Here is a 26,023-nt window from a genome sequence, read left to right on the forward strand (position 1 = left end):
CCAGAATGAAGATAGGAAAGTATGATTCGACATGAAAACGGTAGTTTGTGTAGGTTTTGTTTGGCGATAAAACTCTATCACTTACTACCGTTTTTGTTTTCAGTTCCCGCTTATCCGCGATGAACCATAAAAAAGCCCTCGTCGTTGAGGGCTTTTAATCGGATGACAACTTACTTATTAATCATACATAAGCTTTTCTGCTTTCTTTAAATCAAACTCATTAAGGGATTTACGCGCCAAATGCCTAAACGGTAGCGCTTTTACTACCTCCTCAAATGGCATGACGGCGAACGCCCAGAAAAAAGAAAGGTCCCAATGCAGAATGATCAACGCACATAACGGGATAGACACGATCCACTGCCCAGTGAAGTTAATCTTGAATACTTCCGTTGTCTTACCTAATGCACGTAAAACATGCCCATGCACCGTGTTATAGCCACGCACAATTGGCAACAAAATGTACAGCGGGGCAATAGAAGCAAGTGCAACGTATGTAGTCGGGTCCAAATCTGGATACAAATCTGGAAGAACGAAACTCAACGCAAGGAAAAAGGCAGCGGACACAAACGAGATCATCACTGCCATATCGATGCTGATATCAACGTTCTTGCGTAACTCATCCATTTGTCGTGACCCGATAGCTTGACTGATCGTAATCGCCGACGAGTGTGCCCAAGCGGTGATGAACTGTGTACCTGCTTTAATCCAAGGCATCACAATGGTCATAGCTACGTAGGCGTTCAAGGTAAGCTGCGAGTACAGCAACATGTAAATGGTCGCACCGGTTTGCAGCATGGTCACGTTTGCTGCAACAGGGAAAATCTCTTTAAAGTGATTGAGTGTGTTTCTCTTCAGTGAAGCATCCAGATTTTTAGTCGACAAGACAATGGAGTCATCTAACTTGATACAGAGAGTCAAATACGACAGTCGAATGGTGATCGCGATTAAGCTGCCTGCCGCTGCACCTTGCACACCAATCCCCTCAAAGCCTGCTAATCCGTGAATCAGCACATAAGACATTGCCATGTTCACTGGCAACTCAATCAAGTAACCTTTAAACGGCACTTTGGTTCGACCAAGTGCATTAAACAAAGCGATCATCACTTGAGTAATTGCGTTGAAAATAATGACGAACTTAGCAACAGCGAGGTAGCGTTCGGTCTCTGCATAAAGGGCGACATTATCGGTTAACTTACTGATCAGCGCTTTGTCGAAGGCGGTAATTAATGTCCAAAACAAAACCGCGACCAAAACGTTGATAATTAAGCCCGCCCAGAAGCCTTTGTTGAGCGACAAATGTTGCCCAGATCCGACCGCACGGCTAAGTACCAACTGTGAACCGTTCGCCAACGCCATTTGTATACCTAAAACAAAGGAGACGATGGTGGTAGCAATACCCATGGCAGCAAGAGAAACTTCACCGAGCGGTGATACTAGGAAGGTGTCGATCATTAACATCGACTGCATTAACAGTGCGTTCAAGGCCAGAGGCCAAGCGAGGGACAGATTTTTTCTTATATAGGGTTGGGAAGACATGCTAGACCTTTCAAAGTTGTCACAGAGAACCGCTAACACAACAAGCGGTTGTCATTAAAACCTTGGCTCTGCCCCCCTTTTCATATTCATGGAGCAAAGCCAAACATATGTTGATTCATCAACCGTTAACGACCTGGGACAGTTTTTGGTTTTCGTCATTCAGCAAAGTGTTCGACGCTAACCGAGCTTGATCACCATTGCCCGCCATGATGGCGTCATAAATTTCACGATGCTCTTCAATGCAGAATCGACCACCTTCAGCTGAATGATCGATAAACAGCTTAAAGATGGTCGAGAGAATATTGCCAAACGGAATATAGAATTGGTTACCCGTGGACAAGAAAATTGTCTGGTGAAACAGGTGGTCGTTGACCGTCCAATCGTCATAGCGACTGGCTGCCATGGTCATACGCTGAAAAATGACCGACAATTCCTTTCTTTGCTCTGCCGTTGCGTTACTTGCAGCCAAGGCACATGCCTCAGGCTCAATCGCTTTACGTAGCCCCAAAAACTGAGCCAGAAACGGCTCGGTATCTTCTAAATCTTGAATCCATTCCAAGAGTTGTGGATCGAGAAAATGCCAATTATTACGCGCACGAACTGTTGTCCCTACTTTTGGCTTAGACTCGATCAACCCTTTTGCTGAAAGCAGTTTGGTTGATTCGCGCAATGCCGTACGACTCACCCCAAATGCGTCACAGAGTTCCATTTCATTCGGTAGCCTTTCATTTTGATTTAGCTCACCTGACAGTATTTTGCGGGCGATTTGTCTGGCAACTTGCACATGAATCTTGCGGTGTGAATCTTCCACAAGAGAAAATTTTGCCATTTGACGCTCCTTATAATTATGTTTCCAGTGCTTTGACACTCAATAAATGATCAAAAAAAGCCAGACGAAGCTGGCTTTTTGAGGTCAGTGTATTCGTCTGAAACGAAATGGGTCAGCGCTTATGGCGCCATTTGACCACCATTTACATCCAGAACTTGACCAGTGATGTAACCCGCACATGCATGTGAAGCGAAGAAAGCAAATGTTGGTGCAACTTCGTCGATTCGACCAAAGCGTCCCATTGGAATGCCATTTGCGATCGCCGCTTTCAACTCATCAGACTTACCATCGTGGAATGCTGTGTCGATTGTGCCCGGTGAAACGATGTTGAAACGGATATTGTCTTTAGTGAACTCTTTCACCCAGTTACGGTGAATGTCATGCAACCACGCTTTTGATGCTGCGTAGATACCTGCACCAACACCACCACCTTCGCGAGCAGCGATAGAACCAGTACTAATCACACAAGCAGTTTCACCAGATTCTGCAGCCGACGTACGTAGGTGTGGGATTGAATATTTGGTTGTCATTAACGCTGAACGTGCGTTCAGATCCATTACACGGTTGTAAAACTCATCATCAATGTTTTCTAGGTTTTCACGACCGCCAAGACCACCAGCGTTGTTGATTAGCACGTCCATGCCACCGAAATAATCAGTGAACTCCTTAACCAGTTTTTCGCAATCAGCGGTCACCATAAGATTCGCTTGGAAAAACTTCACATCACCACCAAGTGCGGTAAGCTCGGTTACCGCAGCATCGGCATCCGGACCAGCTTGATGACTGTTGATGCCGATTTTTGCGCCGTATTTTGCAAACACGCGTGCAGCCGCTAAGCCCATACCTGCTGTAGAGCCAGTGATAAGTACGCGTTTACCTTTCAAATCGTTAAACATTACGGTTTGCCTATGTTAGTTATTCGTGCTGAACTAATAAATCATACAATAAGATCTTTCTCCTGCAAGCGTATTTACTATCAATTGAGTGAGAACTGGCAAAATTCGTCATTTTTGAACCGCAATTGTGCTTCTGGTCACAGTGCGCTGGATTTTTGAGCTATTATTTGTATGAATAATTTAACAAGTTGATAGCGTTCAAAACGATTGAGAGAATAGGCTGAAGTCAACGCAAACATTGATTATGCCTGCTGCAAAGAAAGGTTCTGTGACCCCTCTTATATTACGTTAACATCCGCTTGGTACAGGGGTGTAGGAGTGCTATAGTACGGCTTAAATAATACATATTTAGCAATTAAGTGAAGATTATGTCTGGCGAATTTCATTCTATCTCAGGCTCGAAGCGAAGCCTTCATGTGCAAGTTGCACGTGAAATCGCTCGTGGCATTTTGTCTGGTAAGCTCCCTCAAGGTTCTATCCTACCCGGTGAAATGGTTCTTTGTGAGCAATTTGGCATTAGCCGCACCGCATTACGTGAAGCAGTAAAATTGCTGACGTCTAAGGGTCTGTTAGAGTCTCGTCCTAAAGTTGGTACGCGTGTTATCAACCGCGCTTACTGGAACTTTTTGGATCCTCAATTAATTGAATGGATGGACGGACTTGCTGACACTGACCAATTCTGTAGTCAGTTCCTAGGTTTACGCCGAGCTATCGAACCGGAAGCCTGTGCACTCGCAGCTATCCACGCGACAGCAGAGCAACGAATTGAATTATCGGAAACTTTCCAACAAATGGTTGAAGTGGCAGAAGCCGAAGAATTTGACCAAGCACGTTGGATGGAAGTCGATACCCGTTTCCACAGCCTAATCTTCAATGCGACAGGTAACGATTTCTACCTCCCGTTTGGCAATATTCTGACGACCATGTTCGTGAACTTCATTGCCCACTCTTCGGAAGAAGGTAGCACGTGTATCAAAGAACACCGCCAAATTTACGATGCAATCATGGCAGGTAACCCGGATAAGGCTCGCCAAGCTTCGGCAAACCACCTACTCGATTCAAAGCACCGCCTGACCGCAGTCAACTAAAGCACTTTCTAGATCTGACATTAAAAAGCACGCCCTAGCGCGTGCTTTTTTGTCTACTCTTTCCTTCTTATCCTCTCAGAATCCCTTCGACCTTCACAAAAATTTTCCTAATCAATGATACTTTGCATGGTTTTGGATATATAATAATACAAATTAAATCATCTAATGTGCCTTGTTATGACTGAATCTCTGCTGCCAAACATCTTGCAATTTATTGGGCAAATCGACCCATTCGACAAAATTCCAAAACCGGCTTTGCGTGAACTCGCATCGCACGTGCAGATTACTTACCTTGGCAAAGGTGAAGTCATTGACCAATGCGTGACTGGGCAAGAGAAATCACTCTATATCATCCGCACAGGCTCCATGGAACAAAGAAAGTCTGATGGTGTACTGCGCGCGAAACTGGGTCCTGAAGACATTTTCGGTTTTACTTTTCTTGGTAGGCAAATAGACAGCAATAAGGGCTATCGAGCCATCGCTATCGAGAACTCGCTGGTGTACGTAATTCCTAATTCTGCTCTCAAAAAATTGTTTGAAGCGCACCCTGAATGTGCGGAGCATTTTGCTTCACAGGCACAGGTTCGTTTGAAATCAGCACTGGATGTCGTTTGGTCCAACAAAGAGAAAGGTTTGTTCATTCGCCGAGTTGGTGAAGTCGCCAGTGGTCGCGTTGCTGTAGTGACAGCCGACCAGTCGATTCAAACCGTTGCCAACGAAATGCTAACTAAGTGCTCACCTTGCGCCGTGGTTTATGAGAATGACAAAATCGTCGGTTTAATTACCGACCGCGATATGACCAAGCGTGTTATCGCGCAAGGGGTAAGTACCGACAGCCCTATTTCAGAGGTCATGACGCACGATCCACAGACCATCAAACCGGATGACCTAGTTTTACACGCTGCATCTATGATGATGCAACACAATATCCGCAATCTACCGCTGGTCGAGAGCAATAAGGTCGTAGGTGTTCTTACTACGACGCACCTTGTACAAAATCACCGCGTACAAGCGATCTTCTTAATCGAAAAAATCAAATATGCGGGCAGCGTAAAATCACTGTCGAGCTTCACACCAGAGCGCCAAGCTATCTTTGAAGCTCTGGTTGATGGGCACGTTTCACCGGAAGTCATCGGTAAAGTGATGACGATGATCATGGACGCTTACACGCGCCGCTTGATTCAAATCGCGATTGATAAACTTGGCCCTCCACCATGTAAGTTCTCATGGATTGTGGCAGGTTCGCACGCTCGTAACGAAGTCCACATGCTGTCGGATCAAGACAGTGCGATCGTCCTTGCTGACCACGCGACGGAGAATGACCGAATTTACTTCAAGCATCTTGCTATGATCGTCAGTAACGGCCTTGCGAGTTGTGATTATCCTTTGTGTCCTGGCAAGTTTATGGCCGCAACGCCAAAGTGGTGCCAACCTTTGAGTGTCTGGAAGAAGTACTACAAGAAATGGGTTGCCAACCCAGAGTACGAACGCTTACTGAACATCAGTGTGTTCTTGGAAATTCGTACCCTTTATGGCAATAAAGATTACGAAAGTATCTTGCGAGATGAACTGCACACCAACATTCGCAGTAACCGTGAATTCCTTTCCATGCTGGTGAATGATGCGGTAAACACGAACCCTCCGCTTGGCATCTTCAACAGTTTAGTCTTGGAGAAATCCGGCGAGAATAAGAAGACGCTAGACGTGAAAAAGTACGCCATCAACCTAATCATTGATTTGGCGCGCATTTACGGTTTAGCAGTTGAGTGTGATTTAACCGCGACCGACGAGCGTTTCAAAGCCGCCAATGAAGCGGGTGTATTGAGTGAAGATGCGTACAAGAACATCCTGAACGCGTACCAGTTCATCTTGTCGTTCCGTTTTGGTCATCAGTTAGAGGCGCTTAAACGCGGTGAAGAGCCAAATAACCACATCGACCCAAACACGTTCGGTAGCTTTGAACGCCAACACCTGAAAGACGCCTTCCGTATTATTGCAGATTTGCAAGAAGCCGCGAAAGTGCGCTTTGGGAGCCGTTAATGAAGGGTATCTTAGACCACTTTCATCCTTGCTCACGCCTGAATCGAAAGCGTGAGCAATACGCGAAGCAAACAACAATGCCAGAGCACATCAAAGCGTTGGTTCAAACGCCATATTTGGACGCCACGCAATTCGCTCAGGATGCCAGCTATATTGTATTGGATTTGGAAACGACAGGATTAGACAGCGAAGAAGATTTGATTTTATCAATCGGCTGGGTCGACATTGTTCATGGCAAAGTAGATCTTGCCACCAGTCAGCACATGTACATTAATAGCGATTCGCAAATCAAGCCAGAAACTGCCGTGATCAACCATATTACGCCGCAAATGCTGTCTGAAGGCGTTTCTATCCATGATGCAATGCGTGCATTCTTCTGCGCAGCCAAAGGCAAGATTTTAGTCGCTCACGCTTGTGTCGTCGAAACTCAGTTCATCAATCAGTATCTTCAGCGCGTGTTTAAACTCTGCGAGCCGCCCTTGGTTTGGCTCGACACTATGTGCATTGAAAAGCACTTACAAAAAGCTATCAATCCTCGTGACGAAATTGATGTCACCCTGTCAGGCACTCGCGCTCGTTATGGCTTGCCTGAGTACAACGGACATAATGCGTTAGCGGACGCGGTCGCGACAGCAGAGTTGTTGTTGGCACAAAAAACTCGAATTACACCTCAAGGAAAAACTACCATCGGTACCCTTTATCGATTGAGTCTCTAGCTCACTATACATTCGAATATGAAAAAATCTGACGTATCTAGCGCCAGCTTCCTTTTGGTGGCGGCGTACTTGGTTGCGTCTCTTTCGAACGTGTCACTCAAAATGCTCAATGGCGAAGTTCCCACTTTTCAATACCTCTTTATTCGCCAGTTAATCCGACAAGTTACCAATCTAAGTGGATTAAACATAGATCATGCAGACGTTTTTAGGTTCATGTTGATATGCTCTTGTACTGTAATCATGCGAAAGCCATACAAAAATAGCCCGCTTCGGGGCGGGCTATTGGAAAGACTCTAAATTTGTATTCGCTTGGATTAGAAGCTGTACGTGACACCAACACGGCTACGTAGCTGGCGCGATGAGCTGTCATCACAAGAGCTGTTACACTGAACGTTGCCGAACTCAACGTATGGACGCCAATCCCAATCTTTCTCTTTGTAACCCACTTTTAGGTTGTAATCCCACTCGTATTTACCGTCACGGTTGCCAAGCTTCCACTCATTACTGAAGAAATCTTCTTTGTAGTTCGCTTCAAAGCCAAATTGCCATGCGTTCCAGTTGTAATCGATATTACCTGTGATCTTGCCTGCGTTTAGTGAATCATGTTGCTGACCATCTAAGCCCGTTGAAGTTTTACCCGATGCGTAGTTGCGGAATTCGTGACGGTAGCGAAGCTTCGTTGTGATACCAGAATCGAATTTGTATTGAACGCGAACCTGAGGTTTGTATGTTACGGCTTCATCACCAAACGTAATTGGCATCGAAGTAGTAATACGCCAGTGGTCATCCAATTTGAAGTGGTAACCATATTCAAACTCACTGTCACCGCGCTGAAGTTCACTTAGGTTGCCTGTGTGCTTCATTTCAACGCCGTAGTAATGATTGCCAGTGCTACCACTGATCTTAATACGACCTGCCCATTGTTCTGAATCGTGTTTGTATTCTTCACGGAAGTCTAGTGATGCGGCTGAAATACTGCCTGCAAAAAGGGTGGTCGCGATCGCTAAAGCAATTTGTTTTTTAGATGTCATAGTAGTGTTCCACTGTAGATAAATAGTTTTTCAAAGTGGCGACGCATTACACGCCGCCCTTCTAGGGTTTTATTGTTTTGGGTAAAGCAATTCGATATCGCGCTGAGCCCAAACTTCTGCCAAATTCTTCTTCACTGTGAATTGGCTAAAGTCGGTTTCTGTTGCCAGTTTCACCCATTCAGGTTTCTCCATCGCCACACCTGCTTTTAGGTAAATTGGTGTCATGCGTTCTACTCGGCGTGGATTGTCTTTTGCGGTGTATGGCCAGTCAGACGCTGGATCTTGATAAGTCGCCATTAGCTGAATACCTTGTGCTAACGAGCCACCTTTCTTGTTTTGGTAGTGCCAGAGGTCGATGCCCACTTTGTCACCGATTTGAGCGATGCCGACCAATGGATCTAAGCTGAAGTAGTGGTAGTGGTAAGCACGAGTGCGTTCGATTTCATGAGGTTGAGAACCGTCTTTTTCAAACTGAGTGTCTACACGCATCTTGCCCTTTTGAACCATCTGTTTTGCTAGAGGCTCATTACCTAAGAAGTAAGCAATACTCGCGACTTGGAAGTCATACCAAGTGCCGTGGTTGTTCGCCGCTGCCGCTTCGCCTTTCGGACCACCTGATAAGTCATCAACAATCAACCAATCTAAGTACTCGCCGTACCATTGTGTGATTTGCTGTTCGTCTTTATCCGTCCAAGCTGGAGAAAGCGATAGGATGGCAATGGAATCCAGCATGCGATCTGCCAGCGTACGTGTATCAATGATGCCGCCACGACGTCCTTCTGCTCGTCCAGGAACACCCTGCCCATAATTCACGTTCGGGTTCATCTTGGTTTCGTCATTCATAAACCAAGTGCGAACATACTCAATACCTTGGTTTGCGTATTTCTCGTCTTGACTGAAGTAATAAGCCAATGCAAGTGCACGAACAGAGCGCGTGAAATGACCTATGCGTTTAGAATCTGTTTCCGCCGTTTTCGAAGCAGGGTTAGTTTTGCCATCATGGCGGACCCAAGGAAGACCATCTTCTTTGGATTCATCTGGCCACCAGTAAGGGCTGATACTCATGTAATCGTTTTTGCTACCGCTTGGTGGAGTCATGCCTTTCGCGGTAACCGTGAACGGGCCATCTTTCATTGCCAGTTCTGCTTCTTCAATCAGACGATCGTACGCGTCTTTCATTGAATCGCTCGCTTTATCTGACTGTAAAACAGCGCGATTTTGTTCAAGCGTTGCTTCATCAAGAAACACAAAGTCTGCAGCAAGAGTGTTAGCACTGAAAAGAATGGTGCTGAGGCAGGTTGCTAGATGTAGAGGTCGTAGGGATTTCATTATTATCGGCCTTTTATCTTGAGTTAAAATACTACAAATATAGTACCTAGCCGATGTTGAGCGATCTGTGAATTAGATCTAATTGTATGATTTATCCACCTTATAAAGCTTTATTACAACTTCCACTTAATTAAATAAACCATTGATATTAAATATATTAAGGCTGTTTCAGTGTTTTTAATTGTCTTAATATTTAGGGCAAAAGTGTGCTCTACCGCATATTTTTACACCAACTTAGTTTACCTTCATTTGTCATACAATATAATCATTTGGAGATTTTGAGACACAGAACATAAAGTTACTGTTGACGTGTGCTTTTCGCCATGATCTTTCCTGCATAGAGTCAAATTACAGGTTAAGCATCCTTGGTTTTTAGAGGTGAAATGAAGAGGGCTCGACGCAACAGAAGCGAAGATCACTTGTGTAAGGCTGAGACATAAGTAGATAGAAAGGTGAGCAAGCAGCAGAAATAGCCAATAGAGGCAAAGCAAAGCGAGCAGGATGGATTCACCCGGTGAAAATTTCAACATTGAAGAATACTGTTTTGTCATCCCTACTCACTTTTGCTCAAGTTTTAATGGTCCTGAGCAGCTTGTTGTTACTCCCTACCGTTGTCGTCCTCATCGGACTTAAGTGGGTGTAGAGATTGTTCTTTTTGTCGCCACGCCCCATCTCGACCAGCGACCAGCGACCAGCGACCAGCGACCAGTTTAGGCTTGCTATTGACGGACAATAAGCTAATGAAAACGCTTTATTCGTCAGTAATCATTAATTAAGTGGAGAAAGTTAAGCGGAGATCATTAATACCAATCGGCATAAGTAAAGCGCCGAGATCGATCAGACGAGGATGATGACTTGTGTCGATTGGTATAGTTGCTCCCATATCATAACAACACTTTACAGAGCCTAGCTTTGTTGAACTTTGCAATGATTGTCGAAGATCTTACAGCGTAACGTGCTTAGCAGCGATGAGAGATATACCCCTCGAGTATCTTTCAGCTACATCCAGAACCGCGTTTCACTGTTCTATTGCAATCCAACAGAGCTATTGGCTCAGACGGTATCAATACCGTTTTTCGCCCACGCATTACAGGCATGTCGTGGGCGTTTTTTTATCTGAAATAGTCATACAAATCTAATAATACTTCCTACCTTCTTACACCGTTATACCCTTTGATATCTAAACCTAGAAATCCTACTGAACGTACCTCGTACACATCCAATTTATTGATAGATTAATGTGATGTTGTAGTGGTTTTCCTTTCCCTTTTTGAGTGCAATGTCAATATTCGATCACGATCACTTGTATGATTATTGAAACAACCCATTCCGGATCATTCGTCACGCTTTTGAGTTATTGTACTACAAATAAACAGGCTGATAGTTAGTATTACCTCAAGACATTAAATAACTATCAAAAGGTCTAAAGATGGAACTCAATACCCTTATTGTAGGCATCTACTTTCTATTCTTAATTGCAATAGGTTGGATGTTCAGAACGTTTACCAGTACCACCAGTGACTACTTCCGAGGCGGCGGCAGCATGCTTTGGTGGATGGTAGGTGCAACCGCATTTATGACGCAGTTCAGTGCATGGACGTTTACTGGTGCAGCTGGTAAAGCCTATGCTGATGGCTTTGCGGTGGCCGTCATCTTCTTAGCTAACGCATTCGGTTACCTAATGAACTACCTCTACTTTGCGCCTAAGTTCCGTCAGCTACGCGTCGTGACGGTTATAGAGGCAATTCGTATGCGTTTCGGTAAGTTCAACGAGCAAGTGTTTACTTGGTCTGGCATGCCAAACAGCGTAATCTCAGCAGGTATCTGGTTGAATGGTCTGGCAATCATCGCATCGGGCATATTCGGCTTCGATATGACCACCACAATCATAGTGACAGGTCTTGTTGTACTTGTAATGTCGGTAACGGGCGGCTCTTGGGCGGTTATCGCTTCTGACTTCATGCAGATGGTCATCATTATGGCAGTAACGGTAACCTGTGCGGTTGTGGCGATCGTTCAAGGCGGTGGCGTTACAGAGATCATCAATAATTTCCCTGTAGAAGAAGGCGCATCATTTGTTTCAGGTAACAACCTGAATTACCTAAGCATCTTCGGTATTTGGGCATTCTTTATCTTCTTTAAGCAGTTCAGTATCACCAACAACATGCTGAACTCTTACCGCTACCTTGCAGCAAAAGACTCTAAGAACGCGAAAAAAGCAGCTCTATTGGCTTGTTTATTAATGACAATGGGTCCACTCATTTGGTTCATGCCTTCTTGGTTCATTGCAGGTCAAGGTATTGACCTAGCAACACAATACCCAGATGCAGGTTCTAAAGCTGGTGACTTCGCGTACCTTTACTTCGTACAAGAGTACATGCCAGCAGGTATGGTGGGTCTACTGATTGCCGCCATGTTCGCAGCGACCATGTCTTCTATGGACTCTGGTCTAAACCGCAACTCAGGCATCTTCGTTAAGAACTTCTACGAGCCAATCCTTCGCCCTCAAGCAACAGAAAAAGAGCTTGTGGTGGTATCTAAGCTGACCTCAACGTTCTTTGGTGTTGCCATCATCTTGGTTGCTCTGTTCATCAACTCACTGAAGGGGCTGAGCCTGTTCGACACCATGATGTATGTGGGCGCGTTAATCGGCTTCCCAATGACCATCCCTGCGTTCTGCGGCTTCTTTATTAAGAAAACGCCAGACTGGGCTGGCTGGGGCACGCTAGTCATGGGTGGTATCGTTTCTTACTTTGTTGGCTTCGTCATCACAGCAGACATGGTTCAAAACTGGTTTAACCTAGAGCCGTTAACAGGTCGCGAATGGTCTGACTTGAAAGTTGCTATCGGTCTGATCGCTCACCTAGTCTTCACCGCTGGCTTCTTCATGATGTCGACATTGTTCTACAAGCCGCTTTCAGAAGAACGTCAAAAGAACGTAGACAAATTCTTCGAAAACCTAGCGACACCACTTGTATCTGAGTCTACAGAACAGAAGAAACTGGATAACAAACAACGCCGCATGCTTGGCTCACTGATTGCAGTCGCAGGTGTTGGCGTGATGACCATGTTCGTTCTGCCTAACCCAATGTGGGGACGCCTAATCTTCGTCTTCTGTGGTGTGATTGTTCTTGCTGTTGGTCTACTGCTTGTAAAAGCGGTTGACGACAAAGTAGAGCAAGCTTCAGAAACGGTTACAGAAAGCTAGATTCCTCCCTTCTCTAATTAAGCGGTCGTCTTCCGACCGCTTTCTACTTAAAAAAGATCATGACTATGAAAAAAACAATGCTTGCTGGCGTGGTTACCGCGTCCATTTCTGCCCTAACCCTAGTAGGTTGTAACACTTCACCTTCTCAAACCACGGAAGCTGCGGCTCCCGCTGTTGTTGAAACCGCAGTGAATGACATCACTCGCGATTACTTGCTTGCTACGGATCGCTTAAACACAGTGGATGGCAGCGCACTTCAAGCGCAATCCGCAGACACCGTGCAAGCATTGAAACAACAAATGGAGAATGCCGCAGACGGTACAACAATTACGATTCCTGCGGGTAAATACGCGGATCTTGATATCGTCACGGTAAAAGCCAACGACATTACCATCAAGGCGGAGCAACCTGGCAGCGTTTGGCTAACGGGTTTGGCTCAGCTTCGTCTTGAAGGTAACAACATCACTGTCGACGGTTTGGTGTTTACCAAAGGCGGTCCTGCTGAACGTTTCGGTGGTGTGCGTATGATGGGTAACAACAACACTTTACAAAACTCTACGTTCTACTACTTCAACCACGCTTACGAATACCAACCGGACGAACGTCGCTCGGAATACCCGAAATACTTGTGGGTTTCACTTTGGGGTAAAGATGGCAAGGTGATCAATAACCGTTTTGAAGGTAAGCAAAAGCGCGGCACTTTGATTGGTGTACAAAAAGATGACACACCAGATAACCACCTTATTGCTAACAACATTTTCTTGGACCAAAAGCCAAATCAGTTCAATGAATTCGACATCAAAGATGCGATTCGTTACAACGGCAACAGCTGGGAAGCAATTCGAATCGGCGATTCAAAATCTTCTCAGTGGGCATCAAACTCTAAGTTCACCAATAACCTACTGATTGATATGGATGGTGAACGCGAGCTGATTTCGATTAAGTCAGGTGGCAATGAAATCTCTGGCAATACTATCTTTGAAAGTGCGTCTCTGATTTCTCTTCGTCACGGTAAAGCGAACGTAGTGAAAGACAACGTGATTCTAGGTAACGAAAAATTGCTTACTGGCGGTATGCGTATTTACGATGAAGACCACGTGATCGAGAACAACTACATCACTGGCACGCGTGGTCGTGATGGCAAAATTGAAGGCAATGCGGATCTACGTGGCGGCATCGTGATCAACACCGGCATTATTGATGTGGCAAACGGCGAGAAGCTCGACCAAGCAGTGAAAGGCAAAGAGCTCAACAAACAATGGACACCAAAGAACATCACCATTCGTAACAACACCCTTGTAGATACGGAATGGGGCATTGTCTACGGCAACCAAACGCACCGTGTGAGCCTGTTCAACAACAGTGAAGTGAAGAACATTTTCGCTGGCGTGGACGTTCACTTCGATAGCAACGTGGTTGATAACCATCAGCAAAAGCAATTCGTCAGTGTACGTGCGACAGAAGAGTTACCGCTGGTCAATCCTACCTACAACAACGAAGTGTACGTTGGCACGGTGACTAACGCAGAGCAAATCGCTTCTTACTCAGTAGAACTGCCGAAGAGCGAGCAAGCAAAAGGCTTTACCCAATACCAAGGCGTCGGTGCGGATACAAGCAAGCTGTCTGTAGTAACGGCAGAAACAGCAGGTCCTGATTACCTCCTTGCAAATACCCAAAAGTAATTCTGCTTTAGAGTTTGCTTCCAGTCTGGTGATACAAGCCAGACTGGTTTCCCTCTCCTTTCACCAGTAACCCCACAATAACTGAAGAAAATTTCACCACCCTACTGTCTCCCAAGATTGAGTTGTGGTTTAATTGTATGACAATTATAAAACTCTTTTCTTTTGCTGCGGATACACTCATGGATGCTGTTTTACATCAGTTGCAATTCTCGTTGTCGATCACTGTCCCCATCTGCTTAATGTTGGTCTTGGGCGTTGTCTTCAAACGCATTGGGCTTATCAACGACAACTTTATCGAAGTCGGTTCTAAACTGGTGTTTCAGGTCACGCTGCCTGCGATGTTGTTCTTGAGTATCGTCGTCTCCGAGCACGATTTCTCTGCGGCCAGCGGCTTCGTCAATTACGGCATTGTTGCCAGCATCGCGTTTTTCACCTTCACCTACGCTTCCGTCAAACTGTTCTTCAAATCTTCACCCGACCAAGGAGTATTGATCCAAGGTGGCTTTCGCGCAAATACGGGCATCATCGGCATTGCGTATGTGGCGAATGCTTACGGTTCACAAGGTGTCGCTCTGGCTGCGCTTTATGTTGCGGTAACCACCTTTATCTATAACGTGCAAGCCGTGATTTGTTTGTCTCCAAAAGGCGCAACGTCTGGCTCTCAAGCCGCCAAAATGATGGTGAGAACCTTAACGCGCAACCCACTGATCATCGCGATCGTCTCTGGCATGGTGTTTTACCTTTTGTCGATTCCGGTTCCGGATGTGGCGATTGATGCCGGTAACTATCTATCGAAGATGACGCTTCCCCTTGCCCTCTTGTGTACCGGTGGCTCACTCGATTTAAGTTTGATGAAGAAAGAGAAAGGACCGTCTTGGTTTGCCAGCAGCTACAAACTGATCGTCGCCCCTATCGTGATTACCACAGGCGCGTATTTAGTTGGCTTTAGAGGGATTGAGCTTGGAATTCTGTTCTTTATGAACGCCTCTCCTGTGGCGGCGGCAAGCTATGTGATGGCACGTTCGATGGGAGGAAACTCCGTCTTAGCGGCGAACATCATCGCTTTAACGACCGTACTCTCAACAATTACCTGTACATTGGGTATCGTCATTCTTAAGAGTTACAACCTAATTTAATCGGGACATAACCCCAAGTAGGAGAGTTCGGCATACGCTTCCCAGCAATTAACCGATATAATGCGCTAAAAAATAAGGATTTCTATAATGAAACTCATCGCATTATGTTTGGGCGTGTGTTTAAGTGTGGTCAGTCTAAAGGCAAATGCAGCTTCAACGACTTATGTTCGCTATCAACACCTCGGGAAAATCAGTTACGGCAAGTTAGTAGAAGACTCAATCTATCCTCTTAAAGGGGATATTTTCTCCGATTCATCACTCTCACCTCGTCAAGTTTCCGTTGATGATGTCAGTCTGCTGCTTCCGACTAAGCCAGAAAAAGTGTTCATCGTTCAAGCGAAAAAACAAGCAGATAAGGCGAAGAAAAGTGATTATCAGTTTTTCTTTAAACTGCCTTCAGCGTTAATTTCTACCGGCGCTCCAATCCAAGTACCATCTGATGCCGATAACATCGAGTATTCAAGCTCCCTCGTGGTCGTGATAGGAAAGCAAAGTAAGAACATCGATACTAAGCAAGCGTCAGCCGCTATATTTGGACTCACCGTTGGGGGCGATCTTACGGAAACAAACTGGTTGCAGCATGATGCCCATTCGTTAAGAGCAAAAAGTGCAGACGGTTTTGCCCCAATTGCGAATGAGATCGTTCGCGGACTCGATTTCACCCAGATTCATGTTTCTTCGCAAATCAACGGTAAAGCCATTAACAATGACGCCTTTGCTGAAATTACCTATTCTCCAGCAGAAATCGTGAGTGAACTCAGTCAGTATTTCACACTCAAACCGGGCGATTTAATTTACATCGACTTACCAACTCACACAGTTGAAGTGAAAGATAACGATGTCATTTCTGTTTCACTCAATGGCATCATTAAAGTTGAAAACAAAATTATGTTTTAACCAATACAAAAAAGCCGAACAGCAGTCACTGTTCGGCTTTTTATTTTGCGCGACATGAATCCTCTTACTGATTCGGCACGCCATTAAGAAACTCTTGAAAGCTCGGCGCTCGTACTCGACTCAGTACCTTCCTCATGTCTTCCATCAAGCTGTCATCAGACCAATCGACACGAATATCGATCGGCGCATGAGTATAACTTTCTATACGAAGAGAGGCAGAATAGGTACCTCGCTTATCCCCTCCTGCTTCCAATGCGGCTTCTAGTGCAGCAATAAGCACTTCCGCTAGCGTTGCCTCATAGTTATCACGATATTGCGGTTTGCCCCCGGCTCTCACTTGCTCAGCATTGAGCACAGTCTGAGCTAGGAACGAATCTGCAAACGCCTCAATAACCGCATCACTTTCAAGCATGTTTCCGGCAACTGCCAAATCTTGAAGTGCTAGAGATCCGACGTACGCGATGTTCTCTTCGCCGTTTATAAACGCGGTATGGCCATGTTTGTCCATTACCATACATTGGCGCTTGGCGAATTCCGCATCACCTTCTTTCAAACGGTCAATCGCCTTATGACAAGACAGTCCTTGAGATAACCATCGCTTGGCATTGTCTGCATACCAAGGATTGGTAAACAAACCTTGAGTTGCACAGGCGCCAATTCCACGCCAACTATGGTTCACATAACCACCAACGGCAACGCCGCCAGTGGCTGTGATGGAAGCCGATAATCCCGTTTCAGGATTAACATGAATAAGTGAAATCGTCATAGATTCTCGATATAAAAAGACGTTAGTAGCCGACCATTTGTCCAATAAACAGCGCCAACCAACACAAGGCGTAAACAAATACCATGAATGGCATAATTGCCTTTAGCCACTGCTCGTAAGAGACGCGACCCAGCGCCAACATGGCTAGCGTACCACCAGAAGTCGGTACAATAAGGTTGGTAAGACCATCACCTACTTGGAATGCAGTGATCATAAGCTGGCGGCTCATGCCAGTAAGATCTGCAACAGGAATTAGGATCGGCATGGTCACCATCGCTTGACCAGAACCCGATGGCACAAATAGGTTGATCACACCTTGCACCACACTTGCGACAATCGCAGAGATAGCAATCGGCATATCTTGGATAAGTGAGCTTAGCGCGTTAACGATGGTATCGATGATTTGCGCCTGGTCGAGAATGATTTGAATCGACGCCGCAACACCAATCACCAATGCACCTGCGGTTACGCCCGATGCACCTTCCATCATTTGCTTCACGATGCCATTCGCACTTAAACCGTTCACCGCACCGATCACAATTGCCATTAATAAGAACAGACCTGCAATCTCGTTGATGTACCAACCGTTAGCAAATACGCCGTAAAGCATCACACCAAGACCAGCTAGGAATACGCCTAGCGTCAGTTTGTCTTTCTTCTCTAGGTGGTATTCCGATAAATCTTTGCTTAAGCCTTCTGCTGAATCTGGCTCTTCAAACTCCATCTTCGCCACACGAGTACAGATGTAGTAAGACAGCAATGCAAGAGAGGAAATTACCATCGCTGCACGCAACCAAGCGCCCGAGAAAGTAGGCAGTTCAGCAATACCTTGAGCCACACCTACGGTATAAGGGTTGATTGGTGACAGTGCAAAGCCTACACCGATACCGCCCACTGCCATTACCGTACCGACAAGGCTGGAGTAACCAACCGCAGCAGAAATCAGAACCGCAACCGGAACGAGTGCGATGTTGTTCTCAAAGCCTACCGCCACGCCAAAGAAACCGTAGATAAAGGTGCCGATTGTGATGATCAGATTACGGTTCTTCACGCCGGCTTTGTTTACCGCCACACCAATCGCGTTCTCAAGCGCACCAGTGCGTTGCAAGATGTGGAACAAACCACCAGCAATGAATACGATGAACAAGTAAGGTGCCGCGCTGATCAAACCTTTCGGAATCGCGACAAAAATGTCAAAGAAATGCACCGCAGGCACATCACTCAGATAAGCAAATGAGTTTGGGACAACGGTAGTACGACCGTCCACCACAACACGTGAGAACTCCCCGGCAGGCACAACAAAAGTCAGTAGATACGTTGCCACCAAAATCATAAAGATCAGGACCATTGGGTCCGGCATACTCTTGTACCAAGCCTTCTTCTCTGTTGTCTCCATCTTTTTTGTCATATCCATAACAAAATCTCTCCTTAGTATAGGAATGAAAACCCATTGGTATGAGCCTTCACGTTCACAAGCTAAAACCAAGTCTTGGTTTTGAAAGTAAAAAAGAGGATGAACCCCCACCCTCTCTTGTGTTATTTCGCTTTTATTGGTGTTTCATCAGCATGCAGAAATGGTTCAGAACCTCGACTGCTGCTACGAGGTCTTGTTGTAAAATCGCTTCATCAGGATGATGGCTAACCCCGCCCGTACAACGCATAAACAACATCGCAATATCCGTCAGCTCACACACAGCCAGACCATCATGACCCGCGCCACTGAATAGATGTTTGGTGTCAATATTGGATAGTGCGATCGCTTGAGTAAGTGCCGAAGAAAGTGAATCAGAACAGGTGACAGCAGCTTGCTCATAAGTTTGTTCGTGGTGATACGCGAGGTTGTATTGCGCCATCAAGGTTTGAATGTTCTCCAGCATTTCTTTTCGTGCGGCAATGCGAGAGGCATCATTTGGAGAGCGCAGTTCGATAGTGATGTCCGTCTGCTGAGGAATCACATTCACACCATTTGGGAAGTTGGCGATTTTACCTACGACGCCCACTAGGTCGTCTTCACGTTTGCACAGTTGGTCAAACATATGAATGACCTGAGCTGCCCCAACTAGCGCATCTTGACGCATGTCCATTGGCACGGTGCCTGCGTGTCCGGCTTTGCCAACAATCGACAAAGTATGACGCTCAATCCCAGTGATGGCAGTAACCACACCGACCGGCAAGTTCGCTTGTTCAAGCTGTGGCCCTTGCTCAATATGCAGTTCCACAAAGCCCAACACCTTTTCTTTGCTGTAAGCGTCTTTTTCGATCTGATCTGGATGACAACCAAACGACGTTAACGCTTCACGCATGGTCACACCGTGGGCATCTCGCGCATCCAGCACACTTGGGTCAAACGTCCCAGATATCGCTTTTGAGCCAAGTAGTGTCGATTGGAATCGAGTGCCCTCTTCATCGCTAAAGGCAATCACATCAATATTGAATGGGAATTCGAATTTCTGTTGATGAAAATAGTGAATCAACGCAACTGGTAGAATCACACCCAAGATGCCATCGTATTTACCACCATTTGGCACCGTGTCTTGGTGAGAGCCAAAAATCAGCGTCTGGGCATTTGGATTTGGGCTGTGATAGCGACCAATAAGATTTGCAGCATTGTCCATGCGCACTTCCATACCAGACAGCAGCATCCACTCACGCAGTTTTTCATTCGCTTTTGCGTGCTCTTCACTGGCACATAAGCGAGTAACACCTTCGCTATCTGGGTCTTGGGTTTGGCTGCATTGAGCAATATCTTCCAACCACTCCCATGCTAGGCTGGCAGTTTCTACAAATTTTTCCATCTTGAATCGCTCTTTTTCTAACCATGTTCATTTTTAATTTATCATGATAAATATCAAATGAAAGACATTTATCATGATAAATAGACTTTTTTGTGAGAGTGATTCGATCGATAATCGGATGGTTTCATAATCAACAACCCGTACTTATTCCAAAAAAAGAAACGTAGAAAACAGGTGACATCCTTTGAATTTCCTTCAGAATTCAATAGGGTCTGTTAACCTTTCGTGCTGATTTTTGCAGCGAATTGTTGGGTGTTTATACAAGGCAGAGACTTTGATGTGTAGTTAGCCTACATGAGAAGTCGATAACGAAGTAGAAATGGCCAACAAACGCTGCCCAAAGGGTTCGGGCTAGGCGCCCCCGCAAAATCGTTTTATGCTTTGTTAAGGAGTATTTGCTTAGAGTGACTAGGCGGCACACTCCTTGCTCCGCCTAAAACGATTTTATCTCGAACAAAATTTAACCACGAAAGATCAACAGACCCTAGATACCGCGAGAAAAACCAGCGAGGATAATGTGGCAAGCAGCGCAAAAGGACGTAGAACTCAACAATTAGCCGAATCGATCAAAGCATGGATTGTCGATCAAGCTTTACAACCCGGCGATCGTCTCCCAAGCGAAATCGACGTGATGGAAACTTTTGATGCGTCAAAAAGCACAGTACGTGAAAGCATGCGTATCTTAGAGGCTCAAGGTATTCTCTCGACCAAGACTGGGCCAAAAGGCGGTGTGTTTGTTAGCGAAATGAGTGAGAACAAAGCTCAGGCACTACTGAGTAACTACCTGTTCTTCAAAGACGTTTCAATTTCTGATCTGTACCAGATCCGCTTATCTCTGGAACCAGAGATCGCGGCATCGTTGGCGGGCACATTGACCGATGACCAACTTGCTCGTCTCGATCAGCAGATCGATAAGTACCAGACGCCACCGGAAGATGTGTATCAAGAGCGCGAACACCACATTGCATCGATTGAGTTTCACAGCCTCTTAGCGAGCTATTCTGGTAACGAGCTGCTGAAGTTTGTGGTTCGCTTTACTGCGCAAATGCTTACCGAGCTAACGATTTATCGCAAACTGTATGAACCGGGCAACCACAAGCTGTGGCAAACGGGTGTGCAAAGCCAACGTGCACTGGTTGAAGCATTGCGTAAAAGTGACGCATCAAAAGCCAAACAAGTGATGGAACAACACATGCTGACCGCGCATCAATTGATGAAGAAACAAGAAGCTGAAGTGGCGAACCGTTTTCTCACAGAAAGCTAATTGGCTCGCCATCGTTTGAAATGCTGAATTAAGCGTGATTGGCTAAGGTCATTTTACGCACCAAACGGAAGAATTCATCGGATTCTTCTTCCGTCAGGCAAGAGAAGAAATCTTGTTTGAGGTTAGTCATGATGCGGTGCACTTTGCGTACCGCTTCTACCCCTTCTTTTGTGAGTGTTAGAATCTTTAATCTCTGATTGGTTTCGCTCTTAGAGACTTGTACAAAGCCACGCTTTTCTAAGTTGTCCACCATGCGTTTTGCGACACTTCGCTCTGTTAGTACCGCATCCGCCAATTCTTGCTGACTCATCGGTTGAAACTCTTCCAACGCTGCCAAGGCACTCGCCATTTCCAACGTCATCAAGTTCTGACGCGATAACTCTGCTTGTGCACGATTACGGAATGTTCGGTGCATCACACCACACACAAACATTGGGCTTTGATCCAACACGGATATCGGAGAAATCTTCTGATCTTTCATATTGCCTGTTCTACTTTCGGCTTTGTTTTCAATTGGATAGTCTGGTGCTTGCAAGAGATTCCCGACTGCGCTCCTTCGTCGCTTTCGGGAATGACGAGAAACACAACCGAGAGAGCAACATCCCGTCATTCCGACGAGCCTAAGCGAGATCAGGAATCTAATTGCCGCGAGCTCTCACTCAATATTTCACATCAAGCCACAGCTCTCGGTGAGCAGATTCTGAATCACGCTCGTCCCTCGCTGTCCAGAATGACGAGAAACATAACCGAGAGAACAACACCCCGTCATTCCGACGAGCCTAGGCGAGCTCAGGAATCTAACTCCCACACGCTCTTGGCTCAATATTTCTCATCAAGCCACAGCTCTCGGTGAGCAGGTTCTGAATCACGCTCGTCCCTCGCTGTTCAGAATGACGAGAAACATAATCGAGAGAGCACCACCCCGTCATTCCGACGAGCCTAAGCGAGATCAGGAATCTAATTGCCACACGCTCTCACTCAATATTTCACGTCAAGCTACGGCTCTCGGTGAGCAAATTCTGAATCACGCTCGTCCCTCGCTATTCAGAATGACGAGAAACATAACCGAGAGAGCAACACCCCGTCATTCCGACGAGCCTAGGCGAGATCAGGAATCTAATTGCCGCACGCTCCCACTCAATATTTCACGTAAAGCAACAGCACTCGGTGAGCAGATTCTGAATCACGCTCGTCCCTCGCTGTTCAGAATGACGAGAAACATAACCGAGAGAGCAACACCCCGTCATTCCGACGAGCCTAAGCGAGATCAGGAATCTAATTGCCACACGCTCTTGGCTCAATATTTCTCATCAAGCCACAATACTCGGTGAGCAGATTATGAATCACGCTCGTCCCTCGCTGTTCAGAATGACGAGAAACATAACCGAGAGAGCAACACCCCGTCATTCCGACGAGCCTAGGCGAGCTCAGGAATCTAACTGCCACACGCTCTCACTCAATATTTCACGTCAAGCTAAGGCTCTCGGTGAGCAAATTCTGAATCACGCTTGTCCATCGCTGTTCAGAATGACGTAAAAATTAAACCTCAAACCCAAACTATCCAATTGAATCCAAAAATAAAGGACGCCGAAGCGCCCTTTTCTGTACTTATTAGCAATAGTATAACTTAGTCTTTAGCGCTAAGTCCTACTCTTGGCTTGCCGTTGGTTGTGAAGTAGATTCCACTTGCTCTTTTTGAGCCTCTTTTCTTGCGCGGCGGTCGAACAAACGCTCAACCACAACGAAGAACACAGGCACGAAGAAGATACCAAGCAAGGTCGCACTTACCATACCACCAAGTACACCCGTACCTACCGCGTTCTGACCCGCAGAGCCTACGCCCGCACTGATCGCTAGCGGCACTACACCCAGACCAAACGCAAGCGAGGTCATGATGATAGGACGGAGACGAACACGTACCGCGTGCAGCGTTGCTTCAATCAAGCCCGCGCCTTTCTCGTAGTATTCCTTCGCAAATTCAACGATAAGAATCGCGTTTTTCGTTGCCAGACCAACAGTGGTCAACAAACTAACTTGGAAGAATACGTCGTTATCCATACCGCGAGTCATTACTGCAAGTACCGCACCTAGCACACCTAGAGGTACAACAAGCACAACCGCGAATGGTACTGACCAGCTCTCGTACAGTGCTGCTAGTACAAGGAAGACAACCAGAATCGACAGCGCGTAAAGCATTGGCGCTTGGTTACCAGACAGACGTTCCTCGTAAGAGATACCGTTCCAGTTCACCGTAAAGCCAGGAGGCAGTTTTTCTACCATGGCTTCGATTTCTGCCATCGCTTCACCAGTACTTACGCCCGGAGCAGCACCACCTTGGATATTCATCGCTGGTAGACCGTTAAAGCGTTGCAATAGCGGAGAACCGTAGGTCCACTCACCTGTTGCGAATGCCGAGAATGGCACCATTTCACCCTGTGAGTTTCGTACGTACCAAGAGTCGAAGTCTTTCGGCTGCATGCGGTGTTCTGCGTCACTCTGTACCATTACCTTCTTCACGCGTCCGCGGTCGATGTAATCGTTGATGTACGCACCACCCCATGCCGAAGCGAGGATTTGGTTTACATCATTAATGCTCACATCAAGCGCACGCAGTTTCACGTGGTCGATATGAACTTGGTACATCGGCGCATCTGCCTGACCGTTTGGACGCACGCCCACCAATTTCGGGTTTTGTGCTGCCATACCTAGGATTTGGTATTGAGCCGCTACAAGCGCTTCATGACCGTTACCGGTTGAGTCTTGTAGGTAGAAGTCGAAACCGGTTGCGTTACCCAACTCTTGAATCGCAGGTGGCGCAAATGCAAACACCATTGCTTCTTTAATGGTTGAGAAGTACCCCATCGCACGACCTGTTAGCGAAGCCGCATCCGAACCTGGTGCTTCACGCTCTGACCAATCTTTCAGACCGATAAACGCCATACCCATGTTCTGACCTTGACCTGCGAAGCTGAAGCCCGCAACCGAGAAGACAGATTTAACATTGTCTTTCTCTTCTTCAAGGAAGTAGTTACGGACTTTTTCTAGTGTCTTTTCAGTCTGCTCTTGAGTCGAGTTCGGTGGCAAAATTGCCATTGAGAACACGGTACCTTGGTCTTCATCCGGTAGAAACGATGTCGGAAGGTTCATGAACAACCAACCTGCGCCCGCACTCATTGCCGCGAATACCAACAGCATACGACCGGTGCGTTTTAGCATTTTCGCTACGCCCGCTTCGTAACCCGCCGTTGCCGCATCAAACTTACGGTTGAACCAGCCGAAAAAGCCTTTCTTATCCGAAAATTCTGCATCGCCTTTCTTCAGTAAGCTCGCACAAAGTGCCGGAGTAAGAATGATCGCCACCAACACCGATAGCGTCATCGCCGCTACGATGGTGATAGAGAACTGACGGTAGATAACACCAGTTGAGCCAGACATGAACGCCATCGGTACGAATACCGCAGACAGCGTCAAACCAACACCCACTAGAGCGCCAGTGATCTGCCCCATTGACTTCTTCGTCGCTTCTTTTGGATCGAGACCGTCTTCGTGCATTACACGTTCCACGTTCTCTACCACAACGATCGCATCATCCACCAGCAAGCCGATTGCCAGAACCATCGCAAACATGGTTAAGGTGTTAACACTAAAGCCTGTCGCGTAAAGGATCGCAAACGTACCCAGCAATACCACCGGAACCGCAATCGTTGGGATGATCGTCGCACGGAAGTTCTGCAAGAACAGGTACATGATCAAAAATACCAACACGATCGCTTCAAGCAGTGTCTTGATTACCTCTTTGATCGACGCATCAACGAATGGCGTTGTCTCAAACGGGTAAGCGATCTTCAAGCCATCAGGGAAAGTCGCACTTAGCTGACCAAGACGTTCTTTTACTGCTTCTGCCGTTTCTAGCGCGTTCGCACCAGTACCAAGCGAGATACCAAGACCTGCTGCCGGGAAGCCGTTGTACTGACCTTTGATATCGTAGCTTTCTGCGCCGCGCTCAACACGTGCCACGTCTTTAAGGTAAACGTTCGAACCGTTCGCTTCTGATTTCAGAATGATGTTTCTGAATTCAGCCACACTGGTTAAACGGCTTGCTGAAGAAATGGTTGCGTTAAGCAACTGACCTTTTTGCGCAGGCGCTGCACCCAACTGACCAGAAGAAACCTGTGCGTTCTGTTCACGAATAGCGTTCGCGACGTCGATTGCAGTAAGGTTGAACTGAGTCAGTTTGAATGGGTCTAGCCAAACACGCATTGCGTATTGAGAACCAAACGCTTGCACTTGACCTACGCCCGTTACACGGCTGATCGGATCTTGAATATTGGTAACAACAAAGTCACCGATGTCGTTTTCTGTAAAGTCCGGGTCTTCAGAGTAAACCGCCACAACCATCAAGAATGAGGTGTTCGATTTGTTTACAACGATACCTTGGCTTTGTACTTCCATCGGAAGCGACGTCATCGCCAATTGCAGTTTATTCTGCACCTGAACTTGCGCGATATCTGGATCGGCTTCACTATCAAACGTCAGCGTGATGGTGGCATTACCAAACGCATCACTGCTTGAGTTTAGGTAACGCAGGTAGTCCAGACCCGTCATGTTTTGCTCGATAACCTGAGTTACTGAGTCTTCTACGGTTTTCGCAGAAGCACCAGGGTAACGAGCACTGATTGAGATCGTGGTCGGTGAAATCGTTGGATATTGAGAAACTGGCAAGTTGAACAAAGACATTACGCCCGCCAACATAGTCAGAATCGCAAGTACCCAAGCAAATACCGGACGATCGATAAAGAATCGTGCCATG

Annotated in this window: 18 protein-coding genes and 1 pseudogene; 9 read left to right on the plus strand and 10 right to left on the minus strand. The window is 46.3% G+C overall.

The window, feature by feature from the left end; genetic code table 11:
- Positions 1-177: 177 nt before the first annotated feature.
- From ABMY42_RS08770 to ABMY42_RS08780, 3 genes are all read right to left on the minus strand, one after another.
- A complete protein-coding gene (locus ABMY42_RS08770) occupies positions 178-1,536 on the minus strand; it encodes an MATE family efflux transporter (protein ID WP_349266215.1) in 1,359 nt (452 codons plus the stop codon).
- Between the two features lie 118 nt (positions 1,537-1,654).
- The gene (locus ABMY42_RS08775) at positions 1,655-2,365 is read right to left on the minus strand and encodes a FadR/GntR family transcriptional regulator (protein ID WP_349266216.1); all 711 of its coding nucleotides are present in this window, start codon (positions 2,363-2,365) and stop codon (positions 1,655-1,657) included.
- A 119-nt stretch (positions 2,366-2,484) separates the two neighbouring features.
- Positions 2,485-3,261, minus strand: coding sequence for an SDR family NAD(P)-dependent oxidoreductase (locus ABMY42_RS08780; RefSeq protein WP_349266217.1), 777 nt, complete (start codon positions 3,259-3,261; stop codon positions 2,485-2,487).
- Positions 3,262-3,629: 368 nt separating this feature from the next.
- Here ABMY42_RS08780 and ABMY42_RS08785 point away from each other — a divergent pair, with 368 nt between their 5' ends.
- From ABMY42_RS08785 to ABMY42_RS08800, 4 genes and pseudogenes are all read left to right on the plus strand, one after another.
- Positions 3,630-4,349 (plus strand): FadR/GntR family transcriptional regulator, encoded by a 720-nt coding sequence (locus ABMY42_RS08785; RefSeq protein WP_005450857.1) that lies wholly within the window; start codon positions 3,630-3,632, stop codon positions 4,347-4,349.
- A gap of 177 nt (positions 4,350-4,526) precedes the next feature.
- Positions 4,527-6,389, plus strand: a complete 1,863-nt coding sequence (locus ABMY42_RS08790; RefSeq protein ID WP_053053419.1) for a putative nucleotidyltransferase substrate binding domain-containing protein — start codon at positions 4,527-4,529, stop codon at positions 6,387-6,389.
- On the plus strand, positions 6,389-7,105 hold the full coding sequence (locus ABMY42_RS08795) for a 3'-5' exonuclease (protein WP_349266218.1): 717 nt from the start codon (positions 6,389-6,391) through the stop codon (positions 7,103-7,105). Before ABMY42_RS08790 ends, ABMY42_RS08795 begins: the two co-directional genes overlap by 1 nt.
- Before the next feature lie 18 nt (positions 7,106-7,123).
- Positions 7,124-7,261 (plus strand): annotated as a pseudogene (locus ABMY42_RS08800) (EamA family transporter); the annotation flags it as partial.
- A 158-nt stretch (positions 7,262-7,419) separates the two neighbouring features.
- On the opposite strand, the gene ABMY42_RS08805 reads toward ABMY42_RS08800, so the two are convergent.
- Together ABMY42_RS08805 and ABMY42_RS08810 are read right to left on the minus strand one after the other, a co-directional pair.
- The gene (locus ABMY42_RS08805; RefSeq protein WP_349266219.1) at positions 7,420-8,136 is read right to left on the minus strand and encodes an oligogalacturonate-specific porin KdgM family protein; all 717 of its coding nucleotides are present in this window, start codon (positions 8,134-8,136) and stop codon (positions 7,420-7,422) included.
- Between the two features lie 69 nt (positions 8,137-8,205).
- A complete protein-coding gene (locus ABMY42_RS08810; RefSeq protein ID WP_005450861.1) occupies positions 8,206-9,465 on the minus strand; it encodes an alginate lyase family protein in 1,260 nt (419 codons plus the stop codon).
- A gap of 1,429 nt (positions 9,466-10,894) precedes the next feature.
- Between ABMY42_RS08810 and ABMY42_RS08815 the strand changes: the two genes are divergently transcribed.
- From ABMY42_RS08815 to ABMY42_RS08830, 4 genes are all read left to right on the plus strand, one after another.
- Positions 10,895-12,673 carry a sodium:solute symporter family protein gene (locus ABMY42_RS08815; protein WP_349266220.1) on the plus strand — a complete coding sequence of 593 codons (1,779 nt, stop codon included), beginning with the start codon at positions 10,895-10,897 and terminating at the stop codon, positions 12,671-12,673.
- 65 nt (positions 12,674-12,738) lie between these two features.
- On the plus strand, positions 12,739-14,355 hold the full coding sequence (locus ABMY42_RS08820; RefSeq protein ID WP_349266221.1) for a polysaccharide lyase 6 family protein: 1,617 nt from the start codon (positions 12,739-12,741) through the stop codon (positions 14,353-14,355).
- A 179-nt stretch (positions 14,356-14,534) separates the two neighbouring features.
- Complete coding sequence (locus tag ABMY42_RS08825) at positions 14,535-15,491, plus strand: AEC family transporter (protein ID WP_349266222.1); 957 nt, start codon at positions 14,535-14,537, stop codon at positions 15,489-15,491.
- A gap of 87 nt (positions 15,492-15,578) precedes the next feature.
- Complete coding sequence (locus ABMY42_RS08830) at positions 15,579-16,388, plus strand: fumarylacetoacetate hydrolase family protein (protein WP_349266223.1); 810 nt, start codon at positions 15,579-15,581, stop codon at positions 16,386-16,388.
- A gap of 64 nt (positions 16,389-16,452) precedes the next feature.
- Here ABMY42_RS08830 and ABMY42_RS08835 read toward each other — a convergent pair whose 3' ends face one another.
- The 3 genes from ABMY42_RS08835 to ABMY42_RS08845 all read right to left on the minus strand — a co-directional run bounded on the left by ABMY42_RS08835 (position 16,453) and on the right by ABMY42_RS08845 (position 19,949).
- Entirely contained in the window at positions 16,453-17,154 is a 702-nt protein-coding gene (locus ABMY42_RS08835; RefSeq protein ID WP_349266224.1) for a DUF1028 domain-containing protein, read from the minus strand.
- Positions 17,155-17,176: 22 nt separating this feature from the next.
- Positions 17,177-18,568, minus strand: coding sequence for a TIGR00366 family protein (locus tag ABMY42_RS08840; protein WP_349266225.1), 1,392 nt, complete (start codon positions 18,566-18,568; stop codon positions 17,177-17,179).
- 133 nt (positions 18,569-18,701) lie between these two features.
- On the minus strand, positions 18,702-19,949 hold the full coding sequence (locus ABMY42_RS08845) for an allantoate amidohydrolase (RefSeq protein WP_069686979.1): 1,248 nt from the start codon (positions 19,947-19,949) through the stop codon (positions 18,702-18,704).
- Positions 19,950-20,466: 517 nt separating this feature from the next.
- Between ABMY42_RS08845 and ABMY42_RS08850 the strand changes: the two genes are divergently transcribed.
- Positions 20,467-21,213, plus strand: coding sequence for an FCD domain-containing protein (locus ABMY42_RS08850; RefSeq protein ID WP_349266226.1), 747 nt, complete (start codon positions 20,467-20,469; stop codon positions 21,211-21,213).
- A gap of 28 nt (positions 21,214-21,241) precedes the next feature.
- Here ABMY42_RS08850 and ABMY42_RS08855 read toward each other — a convergent pair whose 3' ends face one another.
- The gene (locus ABMY42_RS08855) at positions 21,242-21,694 is read right to left on the minus strand and encodes a MarR family transcriptional regulator (RefSeq protein ID WP_005446725.1); all 453 of its coding nucleotides are present in this window, start codon (positions 21,692-21,694) and stop codon (positions 21,242-21,244) included.
- Positions 21,695-22,860: 1,166 nt separating this feature from the next.
- Positions 22,861-26,022, minus strand: coding sequence for an efflux RND transporter permease subunit (locus tag ABMY42_RS08860; protein WP_017188233.1), 3,162 nt, complete (start codon positions 26,020-26,022; stop codon positions 22,861-22,863).
- Position 26,023: the final 1 nt, after the last annotated feature.

Source organism: Vibrio sp. SSH13-20, from assembly GCF_040104475.1.
GTDB lineage: Bacteria > Pseudomonadota > Gammaproteobacteria > Enterobacterales > Vibrionaceae > Vibrio > Vibrio harveyi.

Bases quoted from the DNA above. Each gene is read 5' to 3' on its own strand.
- ABMY42_RS08770 (WP_349266215.1), bottom strand. From the start codon at position 1,536: ATGTCTTCCCAACCCTATATAAGAAAAAATCTGTCCCTCGCTTGGCCT.
- ABMY42_RS08775 (WP_349266216.1), bottom strand. From the start codon at position 2,365: ATGGCAAAATTTTCTCTTGTGGAAGATTCACACCGCAAGATTCATGTG.
- ABMY42_RS08780 (WP_349266217.1), bottom strand. From the start codon at position 3,261: ATGTTTAACGATTTGAAAGGTAAACGCGTACTTATCACTGGCTCTACA.
- ABMY42_RS08785 (WP_005450857.1), top strand. From the start codon at position 3,630: ATGTCTGGCGAATTTCATTCTATCTCAGGCTCGAAGCGAAGCCTTCAT.
- ABMY42_RS08790 (WP_053053419.1), top strand. From the start codon at position 4,527: ATGACTGAATCTCTGCTGCCAAACATCTTGCAATTTATTGGGCAAATC.
- ABMY42_RS08795 (WP_349266218.1), top strand. From the start codon at position 6,389: ATGAAGGGTATCTTAGACCACTTTCATCCTTGCTCACGCCTGAATCGA.
- ABMY42_RS08805 (WP_349266219.1), bottom strand. From the start codon at position 8,136: ATGACATCTAAAAAACAAATTGCTTTAGCGATCGCGACCACCCTTTTT.
- ABMY42_RS08810 (WP_005450861.1), bottom strand. From the start codon at position 9,465: ATGAAATCCCTACGACCTCTACATCTAGCAACCTGCCTCAGCACCATT.
- ABMY42_RS08815 (WP_349266220.1), top strand. From the start codon at position 10,895: ATGGAACTCAATACCCTTATTGTAGGCATCTACTTTCTATTCTTAATT.
- ABMY42_RS08820 (WP_349266221.1), top strand. From the start codon at position 12,739: ATGAAAAAAACAATGCTTGCTGGCGTGGTTACCGCGTCCATTTCTGCC.
- ABMY42_RS08825 (WP_349266222.1), top strand. From the start codon at position 14,535: ATGGATGCTGTTTTACATCAGTTGCAATTCTCGTTGTCGATCACTGTC.
- ABMY42_RS08830 (WP_349266223.1), top strand. From the start codon at position 15,579: ATGAAACTCATCGCATTATGTTTGGGCGTGTGTTTAAGTGTGGTCAGT.
- ABMY42_RS08835 (WP_349266224.1), bottom strand. From the start codon at position 17,154: ATGACGATTTCACTTATTCATGTTAATCCTGAAACGGGATTATCGGCT.
- ABMY42_RS08840 (WP_349266225.1), bottom strand. From the start codon at position 18,568: ATGGATATGACAAAAAAGATGGAGACAACAGAGAAGAAGGCTTGGTAC.
- ABMY42_RS08845 (WP_069686979.1), bottom strand. From the start codon at position 19,949: ATGGAAAAATTTGTAGAAACTGCCAGCCTAGCATGGGAGTGGTTGGAA.
- ABMY42_RS08855 (WP_005446725.1), bottom strand. From the start codon at position 21,694: ATGAAAGATCAGAAGATTTCTCCGATATCCGTGTTGGATCAAAGCCCA.
- ABMY42_RS08860 (WP_017188233.1), bottom strand. From the start codon at position 26,022: ATGGCACGATTCTTTATCGATCGTCCGGTATTTGCTTGGGTACTTGCG.